This is a genomic window from Clostridium cuniculi (genome assembly GCF_004353185.1).
In the GTDB taxonomy this organism is placed as follows: Bacteria; Bacillota; Clostridia; order Clostridiales; family Clostridiaceae; genus Clostridium; species Clostridium cuniculi.
The window spans coordinates 1-22,449 of sequence record NZ_SMUS01000040.1 but is presented as its reverse complement, the minus strand read 5'-3'; the positions used below and the strand labels follow the sequence as shown (position 1 = coordinate 22,449).

Here is a 22,449-nt window from a genome sequence, read left to right as displayed (position 1 = left end):
ATGAAAATTGGCAGGGATGTGAATAAAATGGGAGTTAGGGAATATGATTATATAAGAGGAAATACAGCTTTAGCACCAGAGAGAAAAGTTAAGGAACTAGATAAAAAAAGAGATTTACAAAGAAAAGAGAGAGAGCGTAAAGCTCACCAAAAAAGAAAAAGCCTTTTAGTTAGTGGCTTAACAATTGCTACGGTTATGTTTGCATTAGGAGCTACAACTTTATATCTAGATGGGAAAATACACGCCCTTCAAAAAGAATTATTAATTTTAGAAGGTAATATGAAAGAAGAAGAAGATGTAAATGCAGCAATTAACGTAGATATGCTAAAATTTGCATCATTCGATAAAATAAAAAGCACAGCAGAAAATGAATTAGGAATGGTTTATCCAAGTTCTGAAAGTACTATAAGTATTGATATGTCAAAAGAATACTTTTCACATTTAAAAAATGAGGAAAGCAAGAAGAGTGGTTTACTACAAAAAATTATAGCAGCATTTAATTAATGGATAATTTATAGAAGTGTAGACGCAAGGTATATCTTAGTAGTAGTATTTTGAACTCTAATTATTCATTAGTTAAATGTTCCTTGGAGGAATTTAATATGAATAAGAATAAGAGAGGGTTTAAGGATAGAGCAGTCATGCGCAAAAGAATGGTAGTAGCTCTATGGTTTATTATTGCTGTGTTTGCCTTGCTAATTATTAGGCTATCCTATATTATGCTTGTTAAAAGAGATGATTATTCTAGTAGGGCAGAGGATCAATGGACAAGTGAAGTTAGAATAGATGCAAGAAGAGGAAGAATTTTAGATAGAAATGGAAATGAATTGGCTGTATCAGCTAATGTTTACAGAATAGACTTTGACTTAAATTCTATTAGGCAGTATTTAAAGAAAAATGAAAAGACTACTGATGATATTGCTCCTTTAATTGCAGAAGCAGTAGATATGGATACTAGTAAAGTTAAGGAGAAGCTTGAGACCAAGCTTGCAAATGGTAGTGACGCAGGTTCAGCTACTTTGGTAAGAAGAATTGAAAAGGACTTAGCTGATAAAGTTAAGGAATTGAATATTCAAGGTGTTATAGTATCTCCAGACACTCAAAGATATTATCCGGAGGGACAATTCTTATCACATGTACTAGGAAGTACAAATAGTGATGGACAAGGATTAACTGGAGTAGAACTTCAATATAATGAATATCTTTCAGGAGTTCCAGGAATAAGAGTTACTGAGTTAGATAGAAATAGTGAAGCTTTAGATTATACAATATCAAACTTTACTGCACCTATTGATGGTAAGGATGTAACATTAACTATAGATAAAAATTTACAAGCTATAGCTGAAAAAGTAGCAGAAAAAGGTCTTGTTGATAATAAAGCAAAAAGAGTCTCTATACTTATAATGAATCCACAAAATGGAGAAATATTGGCTATGGTTAATGAACCAGATTTTGATCCTAATAATCCATTTGAAGGGTATGAAGGTTTTACAGGTGAAACTGATGCTGAAAAACTTCAAAAGATGTGGAGAAATAGTTTAGTTAATGATACCTTTGAACCAGGATCAATATTTAAAGTAGTTACTATGTCAACAGCTATAGAAGAAGGATTAGTTTCAGAATCTGATACTTTTGAATGTGGAGGTAGCTTACAAGTTGGACCACATACTATCCATTGTTGGAAAAGATCAGGACATGGAAGTCAAATCTTACCTGAAATTCTTCAAAATTCATGTAACGTTGGGTTTATGAAGTTAGGAGAAAAAATTGGAGCTGAAAAGCTTGTTGAATATATTAAAAAGTTTGGTTTTGGACAAGTTTCTGGAGTAGATTTACCAGGAGAAGCAAGAGGAATAATAAAATCAGCAGAGAATATGAATGATGCTGACCTTGCAACAATATCTTTTGGTCAAACAAATACAGTTAATGCTGTTCAATATATGACTGCATTCAATGCAATAGTTAATGGAGGTACATTAATACAACCCCATGTAATGAAATCTATAAGTCATGTAGATAGCAATGGAAATACAGTGATTGATGAAGAGTTTGAACCAAAGACAAAAGAAAATGTAATTTCTGAAGAGACAGCTGCTACTTTAAGAGATTACTTGGAAAGAACAGTAAATCAAGGAGGATCTAATAAAGTTTATATAGAAGGATATCATATTGGAGCTAAAACAGGTACTGCACAAAAAGTTAATCCGTTAACAGGATCTTATGAGTCAGGAAAGTATATATCATCTATGGCAGGATTTGCAACAGTTGAAAATCCTCAAATAACTGTATTTTTAAGTATAGATGAGCCAAGTAATGGTGCATACTATGCTGGTACAGTAACGGCTCCTTTAGGTAAAATCTTATTAGAGGATATATTTAATTATTTAGATAGTGAGTTCACACAAGATGAGAATGTAATATTAAAAGATATAGTTATTCCAGAGTTAAGAGGATTATCAGTTTCAGAGGCGAAAAAGTTACTAAAAGAATATAATTTGGAGTGTACTGTAGAAGGGGATGGGGAAACAGTAACAAATATGCAGCCTTACCCAGGATATACTATAAAAGAAGGTTCTACAATAAATCTTTACACAGATGAAAATGCAACATATAATAAAGATGTTGTTATGCCTGATGTAAGAGGTTACTCAAAAGAATCGGCTGTAGAGCTTTTAGAAGGCTTAGGAATAAAATATACACTTCAAGGAGATGGAGTAGTAATAAATCAAAATATTCCTAGTGGGGAACTAATTTCAGAAGGTACTACTGTAAAGTTAACATTAAGTGCTGAGTATGGAGATTAAGGTTTTTTATTTTTTAGCATGTGGTAGATTCACATGCTAAATTTATGTATAGATAAAATGTTTTTATTATAGAATAAGAAGATATATAGATGTCTATAATTAAAAGAAGCATACTTAGTAAAAAGAAAAATAATATTTGAAAGATGAAGGTAGAGTGATTATTATGGAAATGACTTTTAAGGAAATGCTAAATGCAATAGACGGAGAAGTTATTGTACAAAAGGAAGAGATTAATTTTAATAAGTTATGTATTGACACAAGAAAAATAGAAAAAAATAATGTCTTCTTAGCAATTAAAGGAGCTAATTTTAATGGAAATGATTTTGCAGTAAAGGCTTTAGAAAATGGAGCATCTGTTGTAATAATAGATGAAGTTAAATTTGACTTAAAAGAAGTGCAAAATAAAGGTACTATAATAAAAGTAAAAGATACTAGAGAAGCATTATTAAATTTAGCTAAATTTTATAGAGAAAAATTAGGGCTTAAAGTTGTTGGAGTTACTGGTTCAACAGGAAAAACATCAACTAAAGATTTAATAGCAGCTCTTCTAAGTGATAAGTATAAAGTGTTTAAGACAAAAGGGAATTTCAATAATGATATAGGACTACCACTTATGATATTAGAGCTAACTTCAGAATTTGATGTGGCTGTATTAGAAATGGGGATGAGTTCTCTAGGGGAAATAGAGTTACTTGCAAGTGTTGCTAGACCTGATATGGCTGTTATAACTAATATTGGATTATCACATATAGAAAATTTAAAGACGCAAGAAAATATTTTAAAAGCAAAAATGGAAATAGCTACTTTCTTTAATAGTGAAAATACATTAATTGTTAATGGTGAAGATAAACTATTACAAAATATTTCATCAAATGTATTTAAAGTTAAAAAAATTGGTTATAATCATGAATATGATGTTTACGCATCTAATATTATATTAAGAGAAGAGGAAACAGAGTTTTTAGCTCATGCTTTTGGTGAAGAAGCTGTATTTAATCTACCAATGGCAGGTAAGCACAATGTATTAAATACAATGCTTGCAATTGAAGTTGCGGAGTGTTTAAATGTTTCTTTTAAACAAATGGTTAAAGGACTTGAAAATTTAGAAGCTACTTCCATGAGATTACAAGTTATAAAAAAAGAAGGGCTTACTATAATAAATGATTGTTATAATGCCAGTCCTGATTCAATGAGATCTTCTTTAGATGTACTTTCAGCTTATAAAAATTGTAGAAAGATTGCAATTTTAGGTGATATGTACGAATTAGGAGACGAATCAGAAAGAGCTCATTTTGAAGTAGGAAGATATGCAAAAGATAAAGTTGATATCTTAATAGTTATAGGTAGATATATTAAAAACTTTAAAGATGGATTTGATAATGATAATATAATCATGTATAACACTAAAGAGGAATGCATAAAAGAATTGAAAAATATTGTTAAACTAGATGACGTAGTATTAATTAAGGCATCTAGAGGTGTTAAACTAGAAGATGTTGTTAAAAATTTAGAAGAGATGTAATTCAACGAAGGAGGTGAACTGCTAAGTATAGCAGTAAAATATGGGGGATAGTACTATGAACATATTACCAGGAGAGATAACAAAAATATTAATATTAACTTTTGTAATAGGGGTTATTATAGCTTTAATACTTGGCCCGATTACAATACCACTTTTAAGAAGATTAAAGTTTGGTCAAAACATTAGAGAAGAAGGACCTAAAAGTCATTTAAAGAAAGCAGGAACTCCTACAATGGGAGGAGTAATGTTTATTCTTTCAACAACAATAGTAATGATTATTATGAGTGATAGTCTTACTGAAAAAGGAATGGTAGCATTATATTCACTTATTGCATTTGGGTTTATTGGATTTTTAGATGATCTTTTAAAAATATTAAAAAAGCAAAGTGAAGGATTAAAGGCATGGCAAAAAATGCTTCTATTATTAATTGTTTCAGGAGCATTTGGTTACTATAGCTATGTAAATTTACCTCATGATATTGTAATACCATTTACTAGCTTTAAGCTTCCTTTAGGTGTGTTATATGTTCCGTTTGTTATATTTGTTTACGCAGCTATGACAAATGCTGTTAATTTGACAGATGGATTAGATGGATTAGCATCGACAGTATCAGTTTTAGTTTTAACATTTTTTGGAGTTTTAACGTTTATAATTAAAGACTACTCATTAACTATATTTTCAGTAGCATTAATAGCTGGATTAATTGGATTCTTAAAATTCAATGCTTATCCTGCAAAAGTATTTATGGGAGATACAGGATCTTTAGCAATTGGTGGAGCTATTACTACAATAGCAATAATAAGTGGTTATCCTCTATTAATCGTAATAGTTGGAGGAATTTATGTTGTAGAAGCTTTATCAGTAATAATACAAGTTACTTCCTTTAAATTAACTGGAAAAAGAGTATTTAAAATGGCTCCAATCCATCATCATTTTGAACAATGTGGATGGAATGAAGTAAAAGTAGTTACAGTATTTTCAATAATAACAGTAGTTTTATGTATAATAGGGTTTTTTGCAATTTAGTAATTAAATTGGAGGAATGTCTATGAGTTTTTATAAGCCCAAAGAAAAAAAAGAAATGGGCCAAATTGATTATGGTATATTTTATACTTTATGTATACTATTATCAATAGGTGTTGTTATGGTATACTCAACAAGTTCTTTTTATGCTATGTTTCATAATAACGATAGTATGTATTTCTTTAAAAGACAATTGATTTGGGCAATAATAGGTGTAATATCAATGACTATAATGATGTCTATAGATTATCATAAGTTAAAAAAGATAACACCAAAATTACTTTTATTAACAATACCATTATTAATTGCTGTATTTTTCTTTCCAGCAATTAATGGTGCAAAAAGATGGATTTCTTTAGGTCCATTATCTTTTCAACCATCAGAATTAACAAAATATGCAGTTGTAATGTTTTTAGCACTTAGTATAGATATTAAAGGAGATAAAGTTAAAGATTTTTGGCATGGGTTAGTACCTTATTTATGTGTATCAGGTTTCTTTGCAGCTCTTATTTTAGCAGAACATAATATGAGTATAGCTTCTATTATTATGATAGTTACTTTTATAATGCTTTTTGTAGCAGGAGGTAAAATTAAACATTTGTTTGGAATTATTATGCCAGCAATGTTAACATTAGCAATATTCTTTATTTTTAGTTCTGACTATAGAAGGGAAAGAATGTTAAACTTTATAGATCCATGGAAAGATGCAGCAGATGCAGGATATCAATTAATACAATCTTTCTTGGCATTAGGATCAGGTGGTCTTACAGGTTTAGGCCTTGGGCAATCTAGACAAAAAACTTTGTATATGCCAGAACCTCATAATGATTTTATATTTTCTATAATAGGAGAAGAATTGGGGTTAATTGGATGTTTAATTATTATAAGTCTATTTTTAATATTTATATGGAGAGGTGTTAGAGTTGCTATGAATGCTAAGGATACTTATGGTAAACTTTTGGCTATGGGTATTACATCTATTATAGCAGTTCAAGCTATTATTAATATAGCTGTTGTTACTGGATCTATGCCGGTTACTGGAGTACCTATGCCGTTTATTAGTTATGGTGGAACATCCCTTGTAATAAATCTGACGGCAATGGGAATATTATTAAATATATCAAGACAGGTTGAAAAGAAAATAATTTAAAAGTTTTTAAGAGCTTCTTGTATAAGAAGCTCTTAATTTTTGTGTACAATATAAAAAGAATAATGTAAAATAATTATAAAAAATTACAGGTTTTATGGTAAAATTATAGTAAAAGATAGAAATTAAAAAGGAATAAGGTACTAATGAAAGATGTAAAAAAGTTTATAAAAGCGAAAAAAAGAAAAAAGTTAATAAAAAAGTTAATATTAATTACAATAGTTCTTGTTGTGGGAGGATTTATTTTTATTACAAAAGCTCCAATATTTAATATTAAAGCTATTACTTTTAAAGGAAATGTTACAATATCAAGTGAAGTCCTTTTAAGTGGAGTTAGTGATAGAATTGGATTAAATATCTTTACGGTAAATGAAAAAGATATAAAAGAGGAGGTTTTAAAAAATAGATATGTTAGCACTGTTGATATTAAGAGAAAAGGTATAAATACATTGGAAATTAATATTACAGAGGAAGCACCGGTATATTATATTAATAATGGTATTGAATTATTAATTATCAACAATGATTTAGAAGTTTTAGAGGAAGTAGATAATATTGAAGGAAGAAATTTAGTTGAAATTAAAGGAATTGACCTAAGTGTTAAAGATGATGAAAGTAGAGTTGATGAATTTAATTCATATAAAAATATTTTAACAAATTTTTATCCTTTCATTTCTAAGAATAGAGAATCTATATATCTTTCGAGTTTAGATGTAAGTAATATAGTTAATATTATTGGTTATATAGGTAATGTAGAAATATTCTTTGGTGATGACAGTGACTTATATAATAAAATGGAAAATGTATATAGAATTATGTTAGATGATAATATAAATATTGCAAAAGGATATATAAATGTTAGTTTTAATGGATCACCTGTAATAAAGATTGAGGAAGTAAAAGAAGAAACTAATGAAGAAGGCGAAGGTATAACAGAGGATAGTGGTGTAACAGAAGATAATAGTATAACACAAGAGGGACTAGAAGAAGATGCAGATGTAGAACCAGTAGAATAGTAGGAGGAAAAATATGAAAAAAGTATTATCTCAAGTAGTTGTAGCGGTGGTATGTGCATTTTTAGGTTTTTTATTAACATATCAATTTAAACAATTAAGTGTAGCTAATAGTGGAGATATAGATTATGATAGTGCAGATATATTGTCAGAAATAGAGATTTTAAAAAAAGAAAAAGAGGATCTTCAAAAAAATAATGAAATATTATCTGAAGAATTAAAGCAACTTGAAGATGCGGCAGCAAAAGAAGGGGAAATTGAAGGAGAAATTAAAAAGCAACTTGATAATGCAAGAATGCAAATAGGGCTTTTAGATGTTAAAGGTCCAGGAGTTGTCATAACATTAACCCTTAAGAATTCAGTCTTTGGAACAAATGGGACCCAAACTATAAATACAGTAAGTGAAGAGGAAATAGTAAATTTAATTAATTCTTTATGGTATGCGGGAGCAGAGGCTATTTCAATAAATGAGATGAGAATTACTCCACAGACTGGAATAAAAATGGCGGGAAGTTCAATTTCTATTGGATCAGCAGGAAGAGTAGATCCTAATAGTGAAATTGTTATAAAAGCAATAGGTGATAAAAGTAAGTTAAATCTTGCAGTAAATTTTCCAGGTGTATTAGATTATGGAGCTTTAAAGAGTTATAGTAGTGATGTTAAGCAAATGGATGATATAACAATAGTTAAGACAACACAATCATTAAGATATGAATATATAAAGCCAGTTCAATAAAGGAGGAAAAGTTGTGATAGCATTTATCGGTTTATTATTAGGAGTATTTTTAGGATTAATATTTGATGTAAATATACCAGAAAAATTTTCTCCTTATATGTCTGTGGCAATATTAGCATGTTTGGATTCTGTATTTGGTGCATTTAGAGCATCTCTTAACAAAAAATTCAAGCCAGATATATTTATATCAGGTTTCTTTGGAAATGCGTTACTTGCAGCAGCACTTGCTTATTTAGGAGATAAATTAGGAATTCCTATGTATATTGCAGCTGTAATTGTATTTGGTGGAAGGATATTTGATAACTTTGGATCAATTAGAAGAATTTTATTAGAAAAATATAAAAACAGACAAAGAGGTGATTAGATGAAAAACTATAGAAATAAGTTTTTTATTTTAATTGCTACAATATTGCTTGGATTTTTAATTGTAACTAATATAGGTATAAATGAAACTACTGGTTTTCTTAATCTGAATTCTGTTGAATATAAAGATGCTATAGAAGAAAGAAATAAGTTATATGATGAGATAACTGCATTAAGTGATGATAACTATGAATTATCTAAAAAGATTTCAAGTCTGGATATTAATGGTGCAGATGATGATGAAAATAACGAAAGAGTAATTGAGCATATGAAAGAACAATTATCTTCTTATTCGGACCTTGCAGGTACAACTGAAATAAAGGGCCCAGGTATAATTTTAACTATTTATGATGGTGAATATGATATAAATAAAGATGATCAATTAGAAGTAGATAGAAGAACACTGCATTCAGCAGATGCAGCAATGGTGCTTAATGATTTAAAAACTGCAGGTGCAGAAGGAATAGCTATTAATAATTACAGAATTTTAAATACTACAGGACTTGTATGTGCATGGGCATTTATAAGATTTGAAGAAAATGGGAATGAGATGGAAGGGAGTCCATTTAAATTTTATGCTATAGGAGATCCAGAGCAATTGGAAGCTTCATTATTAACAGAGGGTAGCCATATAAATAGATTAATAATTAGAAAGTTAAATATAACTATAGAAAAATTTGATGAAATTACCTTGCCAGCAGCGAGAAAATCCATAGAACCTAAATTTATGGAGAGAGCAGATAATTAAATTAAAAAAAGTATTAAAAAATTTCTAGAAAAATGTTATAATTAAAAAGAGATCTAGAAGGGAATTTTATACTTTTGAAGAATAATAATCTATGTAGGCAATTAACTCTTTCTAAGGAGGGATCAACATTAGTATTGCAGAAAAAACAATGAAAATTTTAAACGAGATACCTAATGATGTTAATTTAGTAGCTGTATCTAAGACTAAGCCAGTAGAGATGATAATTGAATCATATAATATTGGACAAAGAGACTTTGGAGAGAATAAGGTCCAAGAGCTAGTCGCTAAGAAAGAAATGTTGCCAGAAGATATAAGATGGCATTTTATAGGTAAGCTTCAAACTAATAAAGTTAAGTATTTAGTGAATAATGTTTATTTAATACATTCTTTATCTAGTATAAAACTATTAGAGAAAATAGAGAGTGAGTTTGGGAAAAATAATTTATGTGCTAATGTACTTATTCAAATAAATATAGGTAGAGAAGAAAGTAAAAGTGGAATATATGAAGAAGAATTAGAAGATATGATTTCTGCTGTTGAAAAGTGTAAGCACGTAAAGGTTAAGGGGATTATGGTTATAATACCTAAAGGGAATGAGGAAGAAAATAGATATTATTTTAGTAGAACAAAACAAATCTTTGATCAATTAAAGGAAAGAGATTTTGAAAATATATCTATGAAAATTTTATCTATGGGAATGACTAATGATTATAAAATTGCAATTCAAGAAGGGGCTAATTTAGTGAGAATTGGTTCTGGCATATTTGGATTAAGGGAAAAATAGGAGGATGTAATAAAATGAGTAATATGTTTGGAAAATTTAAAGAAATAATAGGACTTGGAGAGTATGATGAGGATTTCGAAGATTTAGAAGAAATTGAAGAAGAAGAAGAAGTTGAAGAAGTTGAACCTATAATTTCAAAGCAAAGAGGTAATAAAGTGGTTAATATTCATAATTCAGCAAGTGCTAAGGTTATGGTAGTTAAACCTGGCTCATATGATGAAGCAAGAGAGATTGCAGATGCTATAAAAAATAGAAAAATAGTTGTTGTTAATACAACTGCAATGGAAACAAAAATAGCTCAAAGATTAGTAGATTTTATTAGTGGAGCGTGTTGTGTATTAGGAGCACAACTTCAAGAGGTTGAGCAAAGAGTATATTTACTTTCACCATCAAATGTAGAAGTTAGCAATGAGTTAAGAAGTGAAATAAGTTCAAAAGCACTATTTAACTGGAATAAATAGGAGGTGATTCCAATAGGAATCATAAGTAGTTTTTTATATTTATTATTTACTGTGTTAGATATAAGTATTTTAGCAGAAGTAATACTTTCTTACGTACCTAATATTAGAGAAAGTAGTTTTTATAGAATTTTAGTATCTTTTAACAATCCAATTTTGACACCGTTTAGAATTCTACAAGAAAGACTTTTTGGGAATATGATGATAGATTTTGCACCACTATTAGCTATCATAGTATTAAATTTTATTAGTGGGATATTATTATAAAATGTTATCAAAAGAAGATGTTTTAAAGAATTTTTTAAAAGAAGATACTGAAGATGTTATAAAAGTTTATCAATGTATGAACTTAGCTTATAATAAAGGTATACCAACGTTTACTAAGTTTTTTTGCAAACCTAATATTTGGATGTATTTTACTAAGAATTTTAATGCTAATGATTTTTTAGTAGAGGCAAAAGGTGCTTTTGAAGAATGTGATAGAAAAATACTAGCATTTAATAATATTTATTCTACTCCTTTTCCATATAGAATTATTAAGATTACCAATAAGTCTAAATTTAGTAATCTTTCACATAAGGATTATTTAGGTGCTATTATGGCCTTAGGAATAGAGAGAGAAAAGCTTGGAGATTTACGAGTAATTGATAATTGCGCAATAGTTCCTATTTATGAAGAGGTAGCAGACTATATTTTATATGAGTTAAGTAGTGTAGGTAGAGCGCCTGTATCAGTAGAAGAAATACAGGAGGAGAATTTACCGAAGAGTAATTTTTTAGAAGGCACGATAATTGTTCCTTCACTCAGATTAGATAATATAGTTGCTAAGTTAGCTAATATATCTAGGGGGAAAGCAGTTGAAATTATTGATAGTGGTAAAGTACTAATAGATTATTCTAAATCTATAGATAAGAGTAAGGAAATAAAGGATGGCCAAAGAGTAACGATTTCTGGAGTAGGAAAATTTATAATAGGGGAAATTGTTGGGAATACGAAAAGTGGAAGATATAAAGTTAAAATGAACAAATTTATATAGAAGAGGTGGATGGAATGAAATTAACTCCTATAGATATAAACAATAAGGAATTTAAGAAAGGAATAAGAGGATACTCTGTTGAAGAAGTGGATGAATTCCTAGATGAAGTTGTTGAAAGCTATGAAGAGGTTTATAAGGAAAATGCTAGGTTGAAGGAAAGTTTAAGCAGAGTAAATGAAAAACTTGAACATTATGAAAAGTTAGAAGCAACTATTCAAAATACTTTATTACTAGCACAAAATGCTGCAGATCAAGCTAAAGAAAGCTCAGAAAAGCAAGCTGAATTAATTATTGGAAATGCTAATGAAACAGCTCAAAGAATATTAGATAAGGCTCATGGTGATGTTGTAGCTATAAATGATGAATATGAAAGAGTAAAGGAAGAATTTATAAAATTCAGAGCAAAGTTTAGAGGATTCATGAATACTCAGCTTCAAACCTTTGATGAGTTAGAAAAAGATTTAACAAAAAATTATAATGTAGCACAACCTGTTGAACAATATGAGTTACATGAAAAGGAAGCAGAGATTTATAGTACAGAAGAAGCCGAAGAGTTTAAGATTGAAGATCTAAATGATGATATAGATGCTGTAAAAAAATTCTATTCAAATAACTAATACATATAGGAGACCGAAACTTTGGTCTCCTTTAGTTAGTTTATTTGACTTTATGATTAATACTACTATTGAGAATGATTTATTTATATATTATAATGTCAAAAGAAACTGATTATCTCGAGTCTTTAATGAGGATATAATAATATAAATAAACGGAGTAAAAATATGGAAAAGTTAAGTTTTAATATTAATAGCGAAGAAGAAGGGCAAAGAATAGATAAATATTTATCAACAATGATAGAAGGTAAATCAAGGTCATTTGTTCAGGGATTAATAGATGAAAAAAAAGTTAAAGCTAATAGTAAGGTAATTAAGAGTAATTATAAGCTTAAAAAAGGTGACTTTATTGAAGTTGAAGTTCCAGAACCAGTTGAACTTAATGTTTCTGCAGAAGAAATGAATTTAGATATTGTTTATGAGGATGAAGATGTATTAGTTGTTAATAAGGAAAAAGGTATAGTAGTTCATCCTGCTCCAGGAAATTACACTGGAACTTTAGTCAATGGTATATTACACCATTGTAGTGATTTATCAGGTATTAACGGTGTTATAAGACCTGGAATTGTACATAGAATAGATAAAGATACTTCTGGAATACTTGTAATTGCAAAAAATGATGAAGCTCATAATGATTTAGCAGCACAATTTAAAGAGCATTCAATAAAAAGAGAATATTATGCCTTAGTAGAAGGAAAGTTTAGTAAAGTAGAGGGTACTGTCGATAAACCTATTAGTAGAGATAAAAAAGAAAGAATAAAAATGGCAATTAACTCTGATGGAAAAAGAGCAGTAACACATTATGAAGTACTAGAACAATATGATAAAGGAGTATCCCTTGTTAAATGCACTTTAGAAACGGGCAGAACACATCAAATTAGGGTGCATATGGCATCTATAGGTCATCCTTTAGTTGGTGATTTAGTTTATGGTTATAAAAGACAGAAGTTTAATATAGAAGGTCAAGCACTTCATGCTAAGACATTAGGTTTTATACATCCTAGAACTAAGGAGTATATGGAGTTTACATCTGAATTACCTAATTACTTTAAAGAGTTACTAGAAAAATTGAGAAAAATGTAAGGAGTTTTTGTTTATGAAGTTAAAAGCTAATTTATTAGATGATAATGCAATTAGAAGAAGTTTAATTAGAATTTCGCACGAAATTATTGAAAAAAATAAAGGTGTTGAAGATATAGTATTAATAGGAATAAAGAGAAGAGGATATCCATTAGCTAAAAGAATAGCAGAAAATATTGAAAAAATAGAAGGTGTTTCTGTAGAAGTGGGATATGTTGATATAAGCCTTTATAGAGATGACATTACAGAAATTAAGGAAAGTCCTAAAGTAAATTCTGTTGATTTAGGAGCTGAGGTAAAAGGTAAAAAGGTTATACTAGTAGATGATGTATTATTTACTTGTAGAACAGTTAGAGCAGCTATTGAAGCCATTATGGATGGAGGAAGACCACTATCAATTCAACTTGCAGTTCTTATTGATAGAGGACATAAAGAACTACCAATTAGAGCGGATTATGTTGGTAAAAATATACCAACATCAAAGACAGAAATTGTAGCAGTAGAAATAAATGAAATAGACGGAAATGATTCAGTTAAAATATATGAATCATAAAAGGAGACAATAAACAATGGAATATAATTTAGTAGCAACAACTACTTTTGGATTAGAAGGAATTACAGCAAAAGAACTTAAAGCGTTAGGATATGAAGATCTAAAAGTTGAAAATGGTAAAGTACATTTCGAAGGTGATGAAATGGATATTGCTATTGCTAATGTACATTTAAGAACAGCAGATAGAGTATTTATAAAGATGGCAGAATTTGAAGCACGAAGCTTTGAAGAGCTTTTCCAAGGTACTAAAAAAGTAAAATGGAGTGAAATTATACCACAGGATGGAGTAATGCATGTAGTTGGTAAATCTGTTAAATCAACTCTTTTTAGTGTGCCAGACTGTCAATCAATCGTTAAAAAAGCAATAGTAACAAGTATGAGTGAAGATTATGGAGTAAGTCATTTTAGTGAAGATGGTCCAGTTTATAAAATTGAAGTATCAATATTAAAGGATGTAGTAACTTTATCTATCGATACTAGTGGTGTAGGATTACATAAAAGAGGATATAGAGAAGAAGCTGGTATAGCTCCATTAAAAGAAACCTTAGCAGCTGCTTTAGTTTTAATTTCTAGATGGAAAGAAGATTATACTTTAGTTGATCCTTTCTGTGGATCAGGAACTATATTAATAGAAGCTGCTATGATAATGCAAAATATAGCACCAGGACTTTTTAGAAACTTTGTATCAGAAACATGGCCAACTATAGGTTCTGATATTTATGAACAAGTTAAAGAAGGTGCTGAAAGATCTATAAAGAATAAGGATATAAAGCTTATAGGTTATGATATAGATGGAAGAATGCTTAAAATTGCCAGAAGTAACTCTCAAAAAGCTGGAGTTTCTAAATATATTGAATTCCAAAAGAGAGATTTTAAACAATTTTCAAGTAGTGATAAAAATGCCTTTATTATAACTAATCCACCATATGGAGAAAGGTTAGGAGAAAAGAAAGAAGTTGAAGAACTTTACAAGTATTTAGGAATGAATAAAAGAAAACTTGATACTTGGGATTTTAATATTTTAACTTCATATGAAGGTTTTGAAACACCTTTTGGAAGAAAGGCTACTAAAAATAGAAAATTATATAATGGTAAGTTAAAATGTTATTATTATCAATATTTTGATAATGAAAAAATAAAGAACCATGGGGATATGGTTGTTAATCACATTTAATACAATTAATGAATTAAGGAACTAAAAAGATGGTGAAATTGCTTTGTAATTTCACCATCTTTTTATATTATTTTTTTTCGATATTTAAATTGTTAAATTCAGAAGGTTCTACATACATTGTATAGTTAGTATGATAAATAACCATTCCTGGGTTTGCTCCATTTGGTTTTTTTAGATTTTTAACTAAAGTATAATCAACTGGAACTTTTGAAGAGTCTTTAGCTTTACTATAATATGCTGCTAAAGTAGCACCTTCTACTAATGTATTATCTGGAACATCATTTGAACAGATAATAACATGTGAACCAGGAATGTTTTTGGTATGAAGCCACATAAAGTTTTTATTTGCAAACTTTAAAGAAAGATAATCATTTTGAATATTATTTTTACCAACAAAAATATCTATACCATCAGAAGAAATATAGTGTAATGGTTTTGACTCTTTAGATTTTTTTGAGTTTTTGCCATTAGATTTTCTTTTTCTTACATATCCTGTTGAAATTAATTCTTCCTTTATATCATCAATTTCTGTATAACTTTCACAATTTTCTATATTAGTTAATACTGAATATAAATATTGTAATTCTTGATCATTTTTTTCAAGTTGCTCTATAGCTGATTCTTCAGACTTTTTTAGTTTATTATATTTTTTATAATAACTTTGCACGTTTTCGGATGGTGTTTTATTTTCATCTAAAGGAATTGTAATTTCTTCACCATCCTCACTGAAGAAGTTAATTGTAGTGAAATTTTTATCGCCTTTTTTAATACTGTATATATAAGATGTTAATAAATCACCTTTAATTTTAAAGTCATCCTTATCTTCACATTTTTTAAGAAGATCATTTAATTTATTTTCTTTTTTTATACATCTTTCTATATTGGTTGTAACAAGTTTTTGTAAGTTTACAGAACGACCTTTAATACGTTCTTGTTTGTCTTTTTCTAAATAATATTTATCCATTAATTCATGAATATCATTTATTACTTCAAAAGAATATTTTCCTTCTAATTGATTTAAAGGCGTAACATAAAAGTCTATATAGTCTCCATCTTTATCTTTATAAATTTTAAATATTTCATTATCTAAAAGAGTATTTATAAAGTTATTGATAAAGGTACAGATGTTGTTTATAGAAAAATCTGTATAGTTTTTATTGTATTCAATGAATAAATGTTCAGATAATGATGTACTTATACCGGTAAAACAAGAAACAAAGAAATTTTTGTTAAAAGTTACTGAATTTTTATCCATAAACTCTTGTAAAGTGGTATCATTAAAAGAGAACGGATTAATCTTTGTTGATTCTGGAGGATATTTATAAGTTATTCCTGGGTATAAAACTCTATAGCTATTCATAGAAGGGGCTATATGTTTTATACATTCCATTATTTTATTATCTCTTTCTCTAACTAGGGTAATATTACTGTGTCTTCCCATTATTTCAACGATTAAAGTATAAACACTATTAAAACCTAGTTCATCAGAAGCTTCAATTAAGAATTTAACTATTCTATCTCCTTCTTGTTGAACAATATCTATAATTTTACCACCAATTAAATATTTTCTAAGAACCATAGTAAACATTGGTGCTTGAAGTGGGTTGGATTTAACAACTGTAGTTAAGTTAAATCTTGGATATTTAGGTGATGCAGATATTAAAAGTTTTAAGTTTTTTCGTTCTTTTCTTAATGTTATTATTATTTCATCCTTTTCAGGTTGATTTATTTTATCAATTTTAGAATTTAATATTGATTTTTTTAAATCTTGCACTAAACTATATAAGTAGATACCGTCTATTGCCATAAATGTCATCCTTTCTTTAGTATTAATTAAAGTAAGTATATCATTAATTTATGTATTAGTAAAACGGTTGTAAAATGGAGGAGAAAGTTATGGAATTTATAAAAATGCATGGTACAGGAAATGATTTTATTTTTTTATTAGATTTAGATGATAAATATATTGGACAAGAAAGTAATTTAGCTAAAAAGCTTTGTCATAGAAGATTTGGAATTGGTGCTGATGGGATAGTATTAGTTAGAAAATCAGCAGTAGCAGATGTGAAGATGGTAATAGTAAATAGTGATGGATCAGGTGCTAATATGTGTGGAAACGCTATTAGATGCTTTGGAAAATATGTTTTTGAAAATAATATTATAGATAAAGAAATAATTACTGTTGAAACTGGTGATGGAGTAAAAGAATTAGAATTAAAGATAGATAGTGAGGGAAAGGTTGAAACAGTAAAAGTATATATGGGAGAAATATCTTTTGATGGTTCATTAATACCATTAAAGAATAAGGATAAATTAATAGATGAAGATATAGTTGTTAATGGAAAAAATTATAGAGCTTCCTCTATATTAGTAGGTGTTCCCCATACAGTTATTTTTGTAGATGATGAAAATTATGATGTTACAGAAGGTAAATATATAGAAAAATATGAGCTTTTTGAAGAAGGTACAAATGTTAATTTTGTTAAAGTAATTGATAATGAAAATATTTTAGTTAGAACTTGGGAAAGAGGAGCTGGAGCAACTTATTCATGTGGAACAGGATGTTCAGCATCTGTTGTAATATGCAATAAATTAAATTTAACTAAAGATAAAGTTAATGTTAGAGTTCCAGGAGGCCAATTAAGAATAGAGTTAGAAGGAACTTCTATTTACATGATTGGAGATGCAGAGTTTATTTGTAGTGGTAAAGCGTATTAATAAAGAGGAAAAAAAGTAAATGGCAAAAAGAAAATGTAAAAGATTAATGATTTTGATTCAGCTTATGATTACTACTGTATTTTTTCTAGGTTGTAAAAAAGAAAGCATAGAAGAAATAAGTAAAATAAACTTAAATAAAGGTGCTTTTGTAGATGAAAGCACCAATTATGAGACTTTTAATTTTAATTCAGAAAACACATATGAAGAGGTAGATACAGAAGGTAAGGTAATAACCAACTTTAATATGGAATCTAATACATATACATTTTATAAAGATAATAGTTTTTATGTAAATTATAATTCTAAAGATATAAAGATAGAACATAATAAAATAGCAAGTTTAAAGGTTTCGCCAGAAGGGAATTATGTGTTCTATTTTATAAATGATGAATACTTAGAACCAGCAATTATGGATTTGAAAAATGAAAAGGAAATACTTTTAGGTAATAAGGCTGTAATTTCAGGACAGTTTATTGATTGGATAACTGATACTAAATTAGCTTATTATGGAGTTAATACTGAAGAAAAAACTACTGGAATTTTTACATATGATGTAAAAACAGAAAAAGAAGATAATATTTATAAAATAAATAATGGATATGTGAAATTTTTAAAACATATAGATGATGGATTAGCTTTAGTTGAAGAACATTATGGAGAGGATACAGTTCTTAATATAATTAGTGTAAATGGAGATGTAACTGAAATTTCAAGAGAAGTTATTGATATTAATGATATAGAGTCTATTAATAATAAATTATATTTATTAGGAAGGGTAAAAAATAATAGTTACTCTATTTATGAACTAGATAATGGTGTGGTAAAAAGGTTATTATTTGATTTTCCAAGTGTACTTTATGCAGAAAAAGGATTATCAGTTAATGAAGCAGGCGAGATATTATTTGTAGGAAGTGCATCAAATGGACAGCCAGAGCATGTGTATAAATATTCTGATGGAACTGTAGTTTTAGTTAGTAGTGATATAACAAATTGTAATTTTATAAATATTAATTAGAAAAGAATTTAGAAGAATTTCTAAATTCTTTTTTTATTCAAATAAAAGTTAAAATTTGTTAAAAGTTACAAAAATACTCTTATTAATATGAATGTGGTATAAAAAAGGACAGGAGTGGAGAGGTTTATTAAGGGTGATTTAGAAATGGTAAAAAGTGAATTAATTAAGAACATAGATATTTCAGTAGTAAGAAAGATAAATGAGCAAAAAGCAAAAAAGATAAGAGCATTTCCATTTAAAGAAACTATCAGTGAAATCTATATTTATGCAATGGAAAATAAAAAAACTATGGTAGATGAATTTGAGTTTATATTTAGAAAAAAGGTTGAAGTAGTAATTATAACTGAAGAGGAACTCGAGTATTTACTTAAAATTGTATATTTGGGAAATAGCAAAGATGCTGATAATGAAATTTTTAAGAAAGCTATAAATTTAAAAGCATCAGATATACATTTTGAGCCATATAAAGACTCTATATTAGTTAGATTTAGAGTTGATGGATTATTAAGAAGTATGTTTATATTCGATAATAAGGAATATATAGCTATTTTATCAAAAATTAAAATAAGTTCAAATTTAGATATAACTGAAAAAAGAAAACCACAAGATGGAAAACTAACATTTAGATATGATGAAAAGGATTATGACTTAAGAGTATCTATAATACCAATTGTACACGGAGAAAAGATTGTTATAAGAATTTTATATGGAAATGTATTTAACTACTCTATAGATAAGCTAAATTTAACTGATAAACAAAAAAAGAAATTAAAATATATTATGAAAGTTAACACTGGATTAACAATTGTAAATGGCCCGACAGGTTCAGGGAAGTCTACAACTCTTTATTGTATGTTACAAGAGTTAAATAAAGATGAAGTGAATATATCAAGTTTAGAAGACCCAATTGAGGCAGTAATACCTGGAATAAATCAAATGAACTTAAATAAAACACTTAATATTGGTTTTGCAGAAGGCCTAAGAAGTTTGCTGAGACAAGATCCAGATATAGTTATGGTAGGAGAAATTAGAGATGAAGAAACTGCAGAAATGGCGGTAAGAGCAGCTTTGACAGGGCATAAGGTTTATTCTACTATTCATACTAGAGATCCAAGAGAGGTGTATTTTAGGCTAGAAGATATGGGAGTGGAAAAATATTTAATAAGAGATTCTCTTGTTGGAATAATATCTCAAAGACTTATTAGATTATTATGTAATAAATGCAAAAGAAAAATAGGAGAGAAAATTATAGATAAAGAAAAAACAGAGGTTTTTGTAAGAGGGGGATGCGTAGAGTGTAATTATACTGGTTACTCAGGAAGAGCATTAGTAGCAGCAATACATGTAATTGATAATAAAATGAAAAATGATATTAAAAATATTTATAACGATACACATATATTATCAAATATTGAAATGATAGAAAATTTAAATAATTTATTAAAAAATAGAGAGATATCCATAGATGATTATGAAAACTTTATAGAAATGGAGGGAATTAATTATAGTTATAAAAAAGAAAGTTAGTTATAGAGATTTAGCTCTTATTGCAGGAAATATAGGAAAACTATATGATGAGGGAATTTCTTTACTAAATATATTAAATTTAATTGATGAATTACCCTTAAAGAAAGAATATAAAGGGTTACTTAAGGAGATGGAAGGATGCATTAGAGAAGGAGGAAGTTTATGTGAAGGATTTAAAAGGGGAGGTGAACTTATTCCAAGCTTTTTTAATTCTATGATAGATATAGGTGAGAGAACTGGGAAAATAGTTTATGTATTAAGAGGATTAGAAACATTTTATAGTAAGTTATATTATGTTAAAAAAGCCATTATAGGAGCATTAACATATCCTGCGGTTTTGTTAGGAGCATTAGCTCTTTTAGGAGTTTTTGTTTTATTTTTCTTTATTCCAAATATGAGTAATATTTATTCAGCTATGGGGCATGATATTCCTGAAGCGTATGTAAACATAATATTATTTAAAGAAAGATTTTTTGATAATCCTATAATAGTAATTATACAATTAACTATTATATTTGTAATACTTCCTTATTTTGTTATTAAAAACTTTTTTAGGCAGTACTTAGATTTGTTAATTGAAAAAATACCTATATATAACTTAATTAATGAATATATAGCAATAGTTTTAATGTCTGTAGTAATTAATAGTGGAATTAATATAGCTATAGGATTGCAATATTGTTGTGAGAGTGAGCTTGGAAAAACTATAAATAGAAATATTAAAAAGATAAATAATGATATTACAGCAGGAAGAATGTTATCACAATCAATGAGTGAAACAGAAATGTTTTCTAAGTATACATTAGCGCATATAAAACTTGGAGAAGAAAGTGGTTCACTAGATAAGAGATTACAGCTATTAGAAGAAGAAGTTTTTAAAAATTTAACTACAAGAATAAATAAAATAACACAACTTATACAGCCTTTTTTAATACTGTTTATAGGAGTAATAATTGTAAGTTTTATTATTAAATTTTTAATGCCACTTTTAGATATTGTATTAATATGAGGTGTTAAAGATGAAAAGAGGATATACATTGATAGAACTTATTATAGTTTTAGCTATAATTGCAATATTAATGTTACCAACATTAAATATATCGAAATATTATAGAGAAGTAGCCGGGAGAGTTAAAGGAAAAAGTATTATAAATGAGGTAAGTAATTTAATTAGTTACAGTAAATATTATTGTAGACATTATAATAGTTATGGACTAATTGAAGTTAATAGTAGTGAAGGAAAAATAATATTTAAAGATACAGCAGGAAAAAGCAAAATAATAAAAACTATAACATTAGAAGATGGATTTAAATTTACTAGCAATAATAGTTTAAGTATAAACAAAATAGGTCATATACAATCAGATACTATAAGGATTATAGATAAAGAGGGAAAAGTATATAAAGTTACTATTTCTACCGGAGTAGATACAGTTAATATTTATGAAGGAGAGTAAGATATGAAGGGTAGGAAAAAAGGAAATATTTTTATAGAAACTATAGTTGGAGTTAGTATTATTTTATCAATATTTCTAATAGTCTCATTATTAATCGGTGAAAATATAAAAAGTTCATTTAGACGTGAGGAAATAGAAGAATCAAATAGGATAATTTACTGTATAATGCAAGAGATAAAATATAATATGACATTAGAAGAAGTAATACAATTAACTAATACAGGTGATTTTAAATTAGATAATTATGATGAATTTTTATTGGATTTATCATCTTTGGATTTAGGGGCAATGCCTAAAGGAGATGAAATAGTAATTCAAACAATTCCTAAAGAAGATGAAAGTAAAATAGAGGTTGAAATAAAGCTAAATTTAGCATCTAAAGATGAGAGTTTAGAGAGAAGTTTTATTAAATATAAGTGGATGGATTATTATGAGTAAATGTAAAGGTGGATATACATTAATAGAGGTAATAGTAGTTTTAGCTATAGTACTTTTGCTTGGTGGTGTAACAATAACACTTTCTTATGAAACTATAGGTAATTATTTTATTAATGTTGATAGATGTTACAGTGAAGATAAGTTTGATAATGCACTATTAAATATAGATACTATATGTAATAGTAATGGAATTATTTCTATAGAAGAAAATAAAGTATTTACAGATAAATTAACTAGT

General features: G+C 28.0%; 25 protein-coding genes. 24 read left to right on the top strand and 1 reads right to left on the bottom strand.

Going from position 1 to position 22,449, the window contains the following annotated elements; all coding sequences use genetic code 11:
* Positions 1–27 precede the first annotated feature (27 nt).
* The 17 genes from EJJ37_RS16415 (at position 28) to EJJ37_RS16335 (ending at position 15,056) form a co-directional block, all read left to right on the top strand.
* Positions 28–504, top strand: coding sequence for a hypothetical protein (locus EJJ37_RS16415; RefSeq protein ID WP_133016568.1), 477 nt, complete (start codon positions 28–30; stop codon positions 502–504).
* Positions 505–602: 98 nt separating this feature from the next.
* The gene (locus tag EJJ37_RS16410) at positions 603–2,804 is read left to right on the top strand and encodes a stage V sporulation protein D (protein ID WP_133016567.1); all 2,202 of its coding nucleotides are present in this window, start codon (positions 603–605) and stop codon (positions 2,802–2,804) included.
* Positions 2,805–2,967: 163 nt separating this feature from the next.
* Positions 2,968–4,326 carry a UDP-N-acetylmuramoyl-tripeptide--D-alanyl-D-alanine ligase gene (locus EJJ37_RS16405; RefSeq protein ID WP_133016566.1) on the top strand — a complete coding sequence of 453 codons (1,359 nt, stop codon included), beginning with the start codon at positions 2,968–2,970 and terminating at the stop codon, positions 4,324–4,326.
* 40 nt (positions 4,327–4,366) lie between these two features.
* Positions 4,367–5,353 carry a phospho-N-acetylmuramoyl-pentapeptide-transferase gene (gene mraY / locus EJJ37_RS16400; RefSeq protein WP_133016565.1) on the top strand — a complete coding sequence of 329 codons (987 nt, stop codon included), beginning with the start codon at positions 4,367–4,369 and terminating at the stop codon, positions 5,351–5,353.
* Between the two features lie 22 nt (positions 5,354–5,375).
* Complete coding sequence (gene spoVE, locus EJJ37_RS16395; RefSeq protein ID WP_133016564.1) at positions 5,376–6,500, top strand: stage V sporulation protein E; 1,125 nt, start codon at positions 5,376–5,378, stop codon at positions 6,498–6,500.
* Between the two features lie 143 nt (positions 6,501–6,643).
* Positions 6,644–7,513, top strand: coding sequence for a cell division protein FtsQ/DivIB (locus tag EJJ37_RS16390; RefSeq protein WP_133016563.1), 870 nt, complete (start codon positions 6,644–6,646; stop codon positions 7,511–7,513).
* Positions 7,514–7,526: 13 nt separating this feature from the next.
* A complete protein-coding gene (locus EJJ37_RS16385) occupies positions 7,527–8,246 on the top strand; it encodes a DUF881 domain-containing protein (RefSeq protein ID WP_133016562.1) in 720 nt (239 codons plus the stop codon).
* Positions 8,247–8,259: 13 nt separating this feature from the next.
* The gene (locus EJJ37_RS16380) at positions 8,260–8,610 is read left to right on the top strand and encodes a small basic family protein (protein ID WP_133016561.1); all 351 of its coding nucleotides are present in this window, start codon (positions 8,260–8,262) and stop codon (positions 8,608–8,610) included.
* Entirely contained in the window at positions 8,611–9,357 is a 747-nt protein-coding gene (locus tag EJJ37_RS16375) for a DUF881 domain-containing protein (protein ID WP_133016560.1), read from the top strand. It abuts the gene before it with no gap.
* A 127-nt stretch (positions 9,358–9,484) separates the two neighbouring features.
* Positions 9,485–10,141 carry a YggS family pyridoxal phosphate-dependent enzyme gene (locus tag EJJ37_RS16370; protein ID WP_420808547.1) on the top strand — a complete coding sequence of 219 codons (657 nt, stop codon included), beginning with the start codon at positions 9,485–9,487 and terminating at the stop codon, positions 10,139–10,141.
* Between the two features lie 14 nt (positions 10,142–10,155).
* Positions 10,156–10,602 carry a cell division protein SepF gene (locus tag EJJ37_RS16365; RefSeq protein WP_133016558.1) on the top strand — a complete coding sequence of 149 codons (447 nt, stop codon included), beginning with the start codon at positions 10,156–10,158 and terminating at the stop codon, positions 10,600–10,602.
* Positions 10,603–10,605: 3 nt separating this feature from the next.
* Complete coding sequence (locus EJJ37_RS16360) at positions 10,606–10,866, top strand: YggT family protein (RefSeq protein WP_133016557.1); 261 nt, start codon at positions 10,606–10,608, stop codon at positions 10,864–10,866.
* A gap of 1 nt (position 10,867) precedes the next feature.
* Positions 10,868–11,635, top strand: coding sequence for a YlmH/Sll1252 family protein (locus EJJ37_RS16355; protein WP_133016556.1), 768 nt, complete (start codon positions 10,868–10,870; stop codon positions 11,633–11,635).
* Positions 11,636–11,649: 14 nt separating this feature from the next.
* A complete protein-coding gene (locus EJJ37_RS16350; protein WP_133016555.1) occupies positions 11,650–12,252 on the top strand; it encodes a DivIVA domain-containing protein in 603 nt (200 codons plus the stop codon).
* 165 nt (positions 12,253–12,417) lie between these two features.
* The gene (locus tag EJJ37_RS16345; protein WP_133016554.1) at positions 12,418–13,332 is read left to right on the top strand and encodes an RluA family pseudouridine synthase; all 915 of its coding nucleotides are present in this window, start codon (positions 12,418–12,420) and stop codon (positions 13,330–13,332) included.
* A gap of 13 nt (positions 13,333–13,345) precedes the next feature.
* Positions 13,346–13,882: a bifunctional pyr operon transcriptional regulator/uracil phosphoribosyltransferase PyrR gene (gene pyrR / locus EJJ37_RS16340; RefSeq protein ID WP_133016553.1), complete on the top strand. Its 537-nt coding sequence runs from the start codon at positions 13,346–13,348 to the stop codon at positions 13,880–13,882.
* A gap of 16 nt (positions 13,883–13,898) precedes the next feature.
* Positions 13,899–15,056, top strand: a complete 1,158-nt coding sequence (locus tag EJJ37_RS16335) for a THUMP domain-containing class I SAM-dependent RNA methyltransferase (RefSeq protein WP_133016552.1) — start codon at positions 13,899–13,901, stop codon at positions 15,054–15,056.
* A gap of 67 nt (positions 15,057–15,123) precedes the next feature.
* Here EJJ37_RS16335 and EJJ37_RS16330 read toward each other — a convergent pair whose 3' ends face one another.
* Positions 15,124–16,863 carry an Rqc2 family fibronectin-binding protein gene (locus EJJ37_RS16330; RefSeq protein WP_133016551.1) on the bottom strand — a complete coding sequence of 580 codons (1,740 nt, stop codon included), beginning with the start codon at positions 16,861–16,863 and terminating at the stop codon, positions 15,124–15,126.
* An 89-nt stretch (positions 16,864–16,952) separates the two neighbouring features.
* On the opposite strand from EJJ37_RS16330, the gene dapF reads away from it, so the two are divergent.
* The 7 genes from dapF to EJJ37_RS16295 all read left to right on the top strand — a co-directional run.
* Positions 16,953–17,774 carry a diaminopimelate epimerase gene (gene dapF, locus EJJ37_RS16325; RefSeq protein ID WP_133016550.1) on the top strand — a complete coding sequence of 274 codons (822 nt, stop codon included), beginning with the start codon at positions 16,953–16,955 and terminating at the stop codon, positions 17,772–17,774.
* Positions 17,775–17,793: 19 nt separating this feature from the next.
* Complete coding sequence (locus tag EJJ37_RS16320) at positions 17,794–18,789, top strand: hypothetical protein (protein WP_133016549.1); 996 nt, start codon at positions 17,794–17,796, stop codon at positions 18,787–18,789.
* Positions 18,790–18,933: 144 nt separating this feature from the next.
* Positions 18,934–20,316: a GspE/PulE family protein gene (locus tag EJJ37_RS16315; RefSeq protein WP_243124909.1), complete on the top strand. Its 1,383-nt coding sequence runs from the start codon at positions 18,934–18,936 to the stop codon at positions 20,314–20,316.
* Positions 20,291–21,325, top strand: a complete 1,035-nt coding sequence (locus tag EJJ37_RS16310; protein ID WP_338032280.1) for a type II secretion system F family protein — start codon at positions 20,291–20,293, stop codon at positions 21,323–21,325. Before EJJ37_RS16315 ends, EJJ37_RS16310 begins: the two co-directional genes overlap by 26 nt.
* Before the next feature lie 10 nt (positions 21,326–21,335).
* Complete coding sequence (locus EJJ37_RS16305) at positions 21,336–21,773, top strand: prepilin-type N-terminal cleavage/methylation domain-containing protein (RefSeq protein ID WP_133016547.1); 438 nt, start codon at positions 21,336–21,338, stop codon at positions 21,771–21,773.
* Between the two features lie 3 nt (positions 21,774–21,776).
* The gene (locus tag EJJ37_RS16300) at positions 21,777–22,211 is read left to right on the top strand and encodes a hypothetical protein (RefSeq protein ID WP_133016546.1); all 435 of its coding nucleotides are present in this window, start codon (positions 21,777–21,779) and stop codon (positions 22,209–22,211) included.
* A partial coding sequence (locus tag EJJ37_RS16295; RefSeq protein WP_133016545.1) for a type II secretion system protein occupies positions 22,204–22,449 on the top strand: 246 nt, incomplete at its 3' end. The genes EJJ37_RS16300 and EJJ37_RS16295, both read left to right, overlap by 8 nt.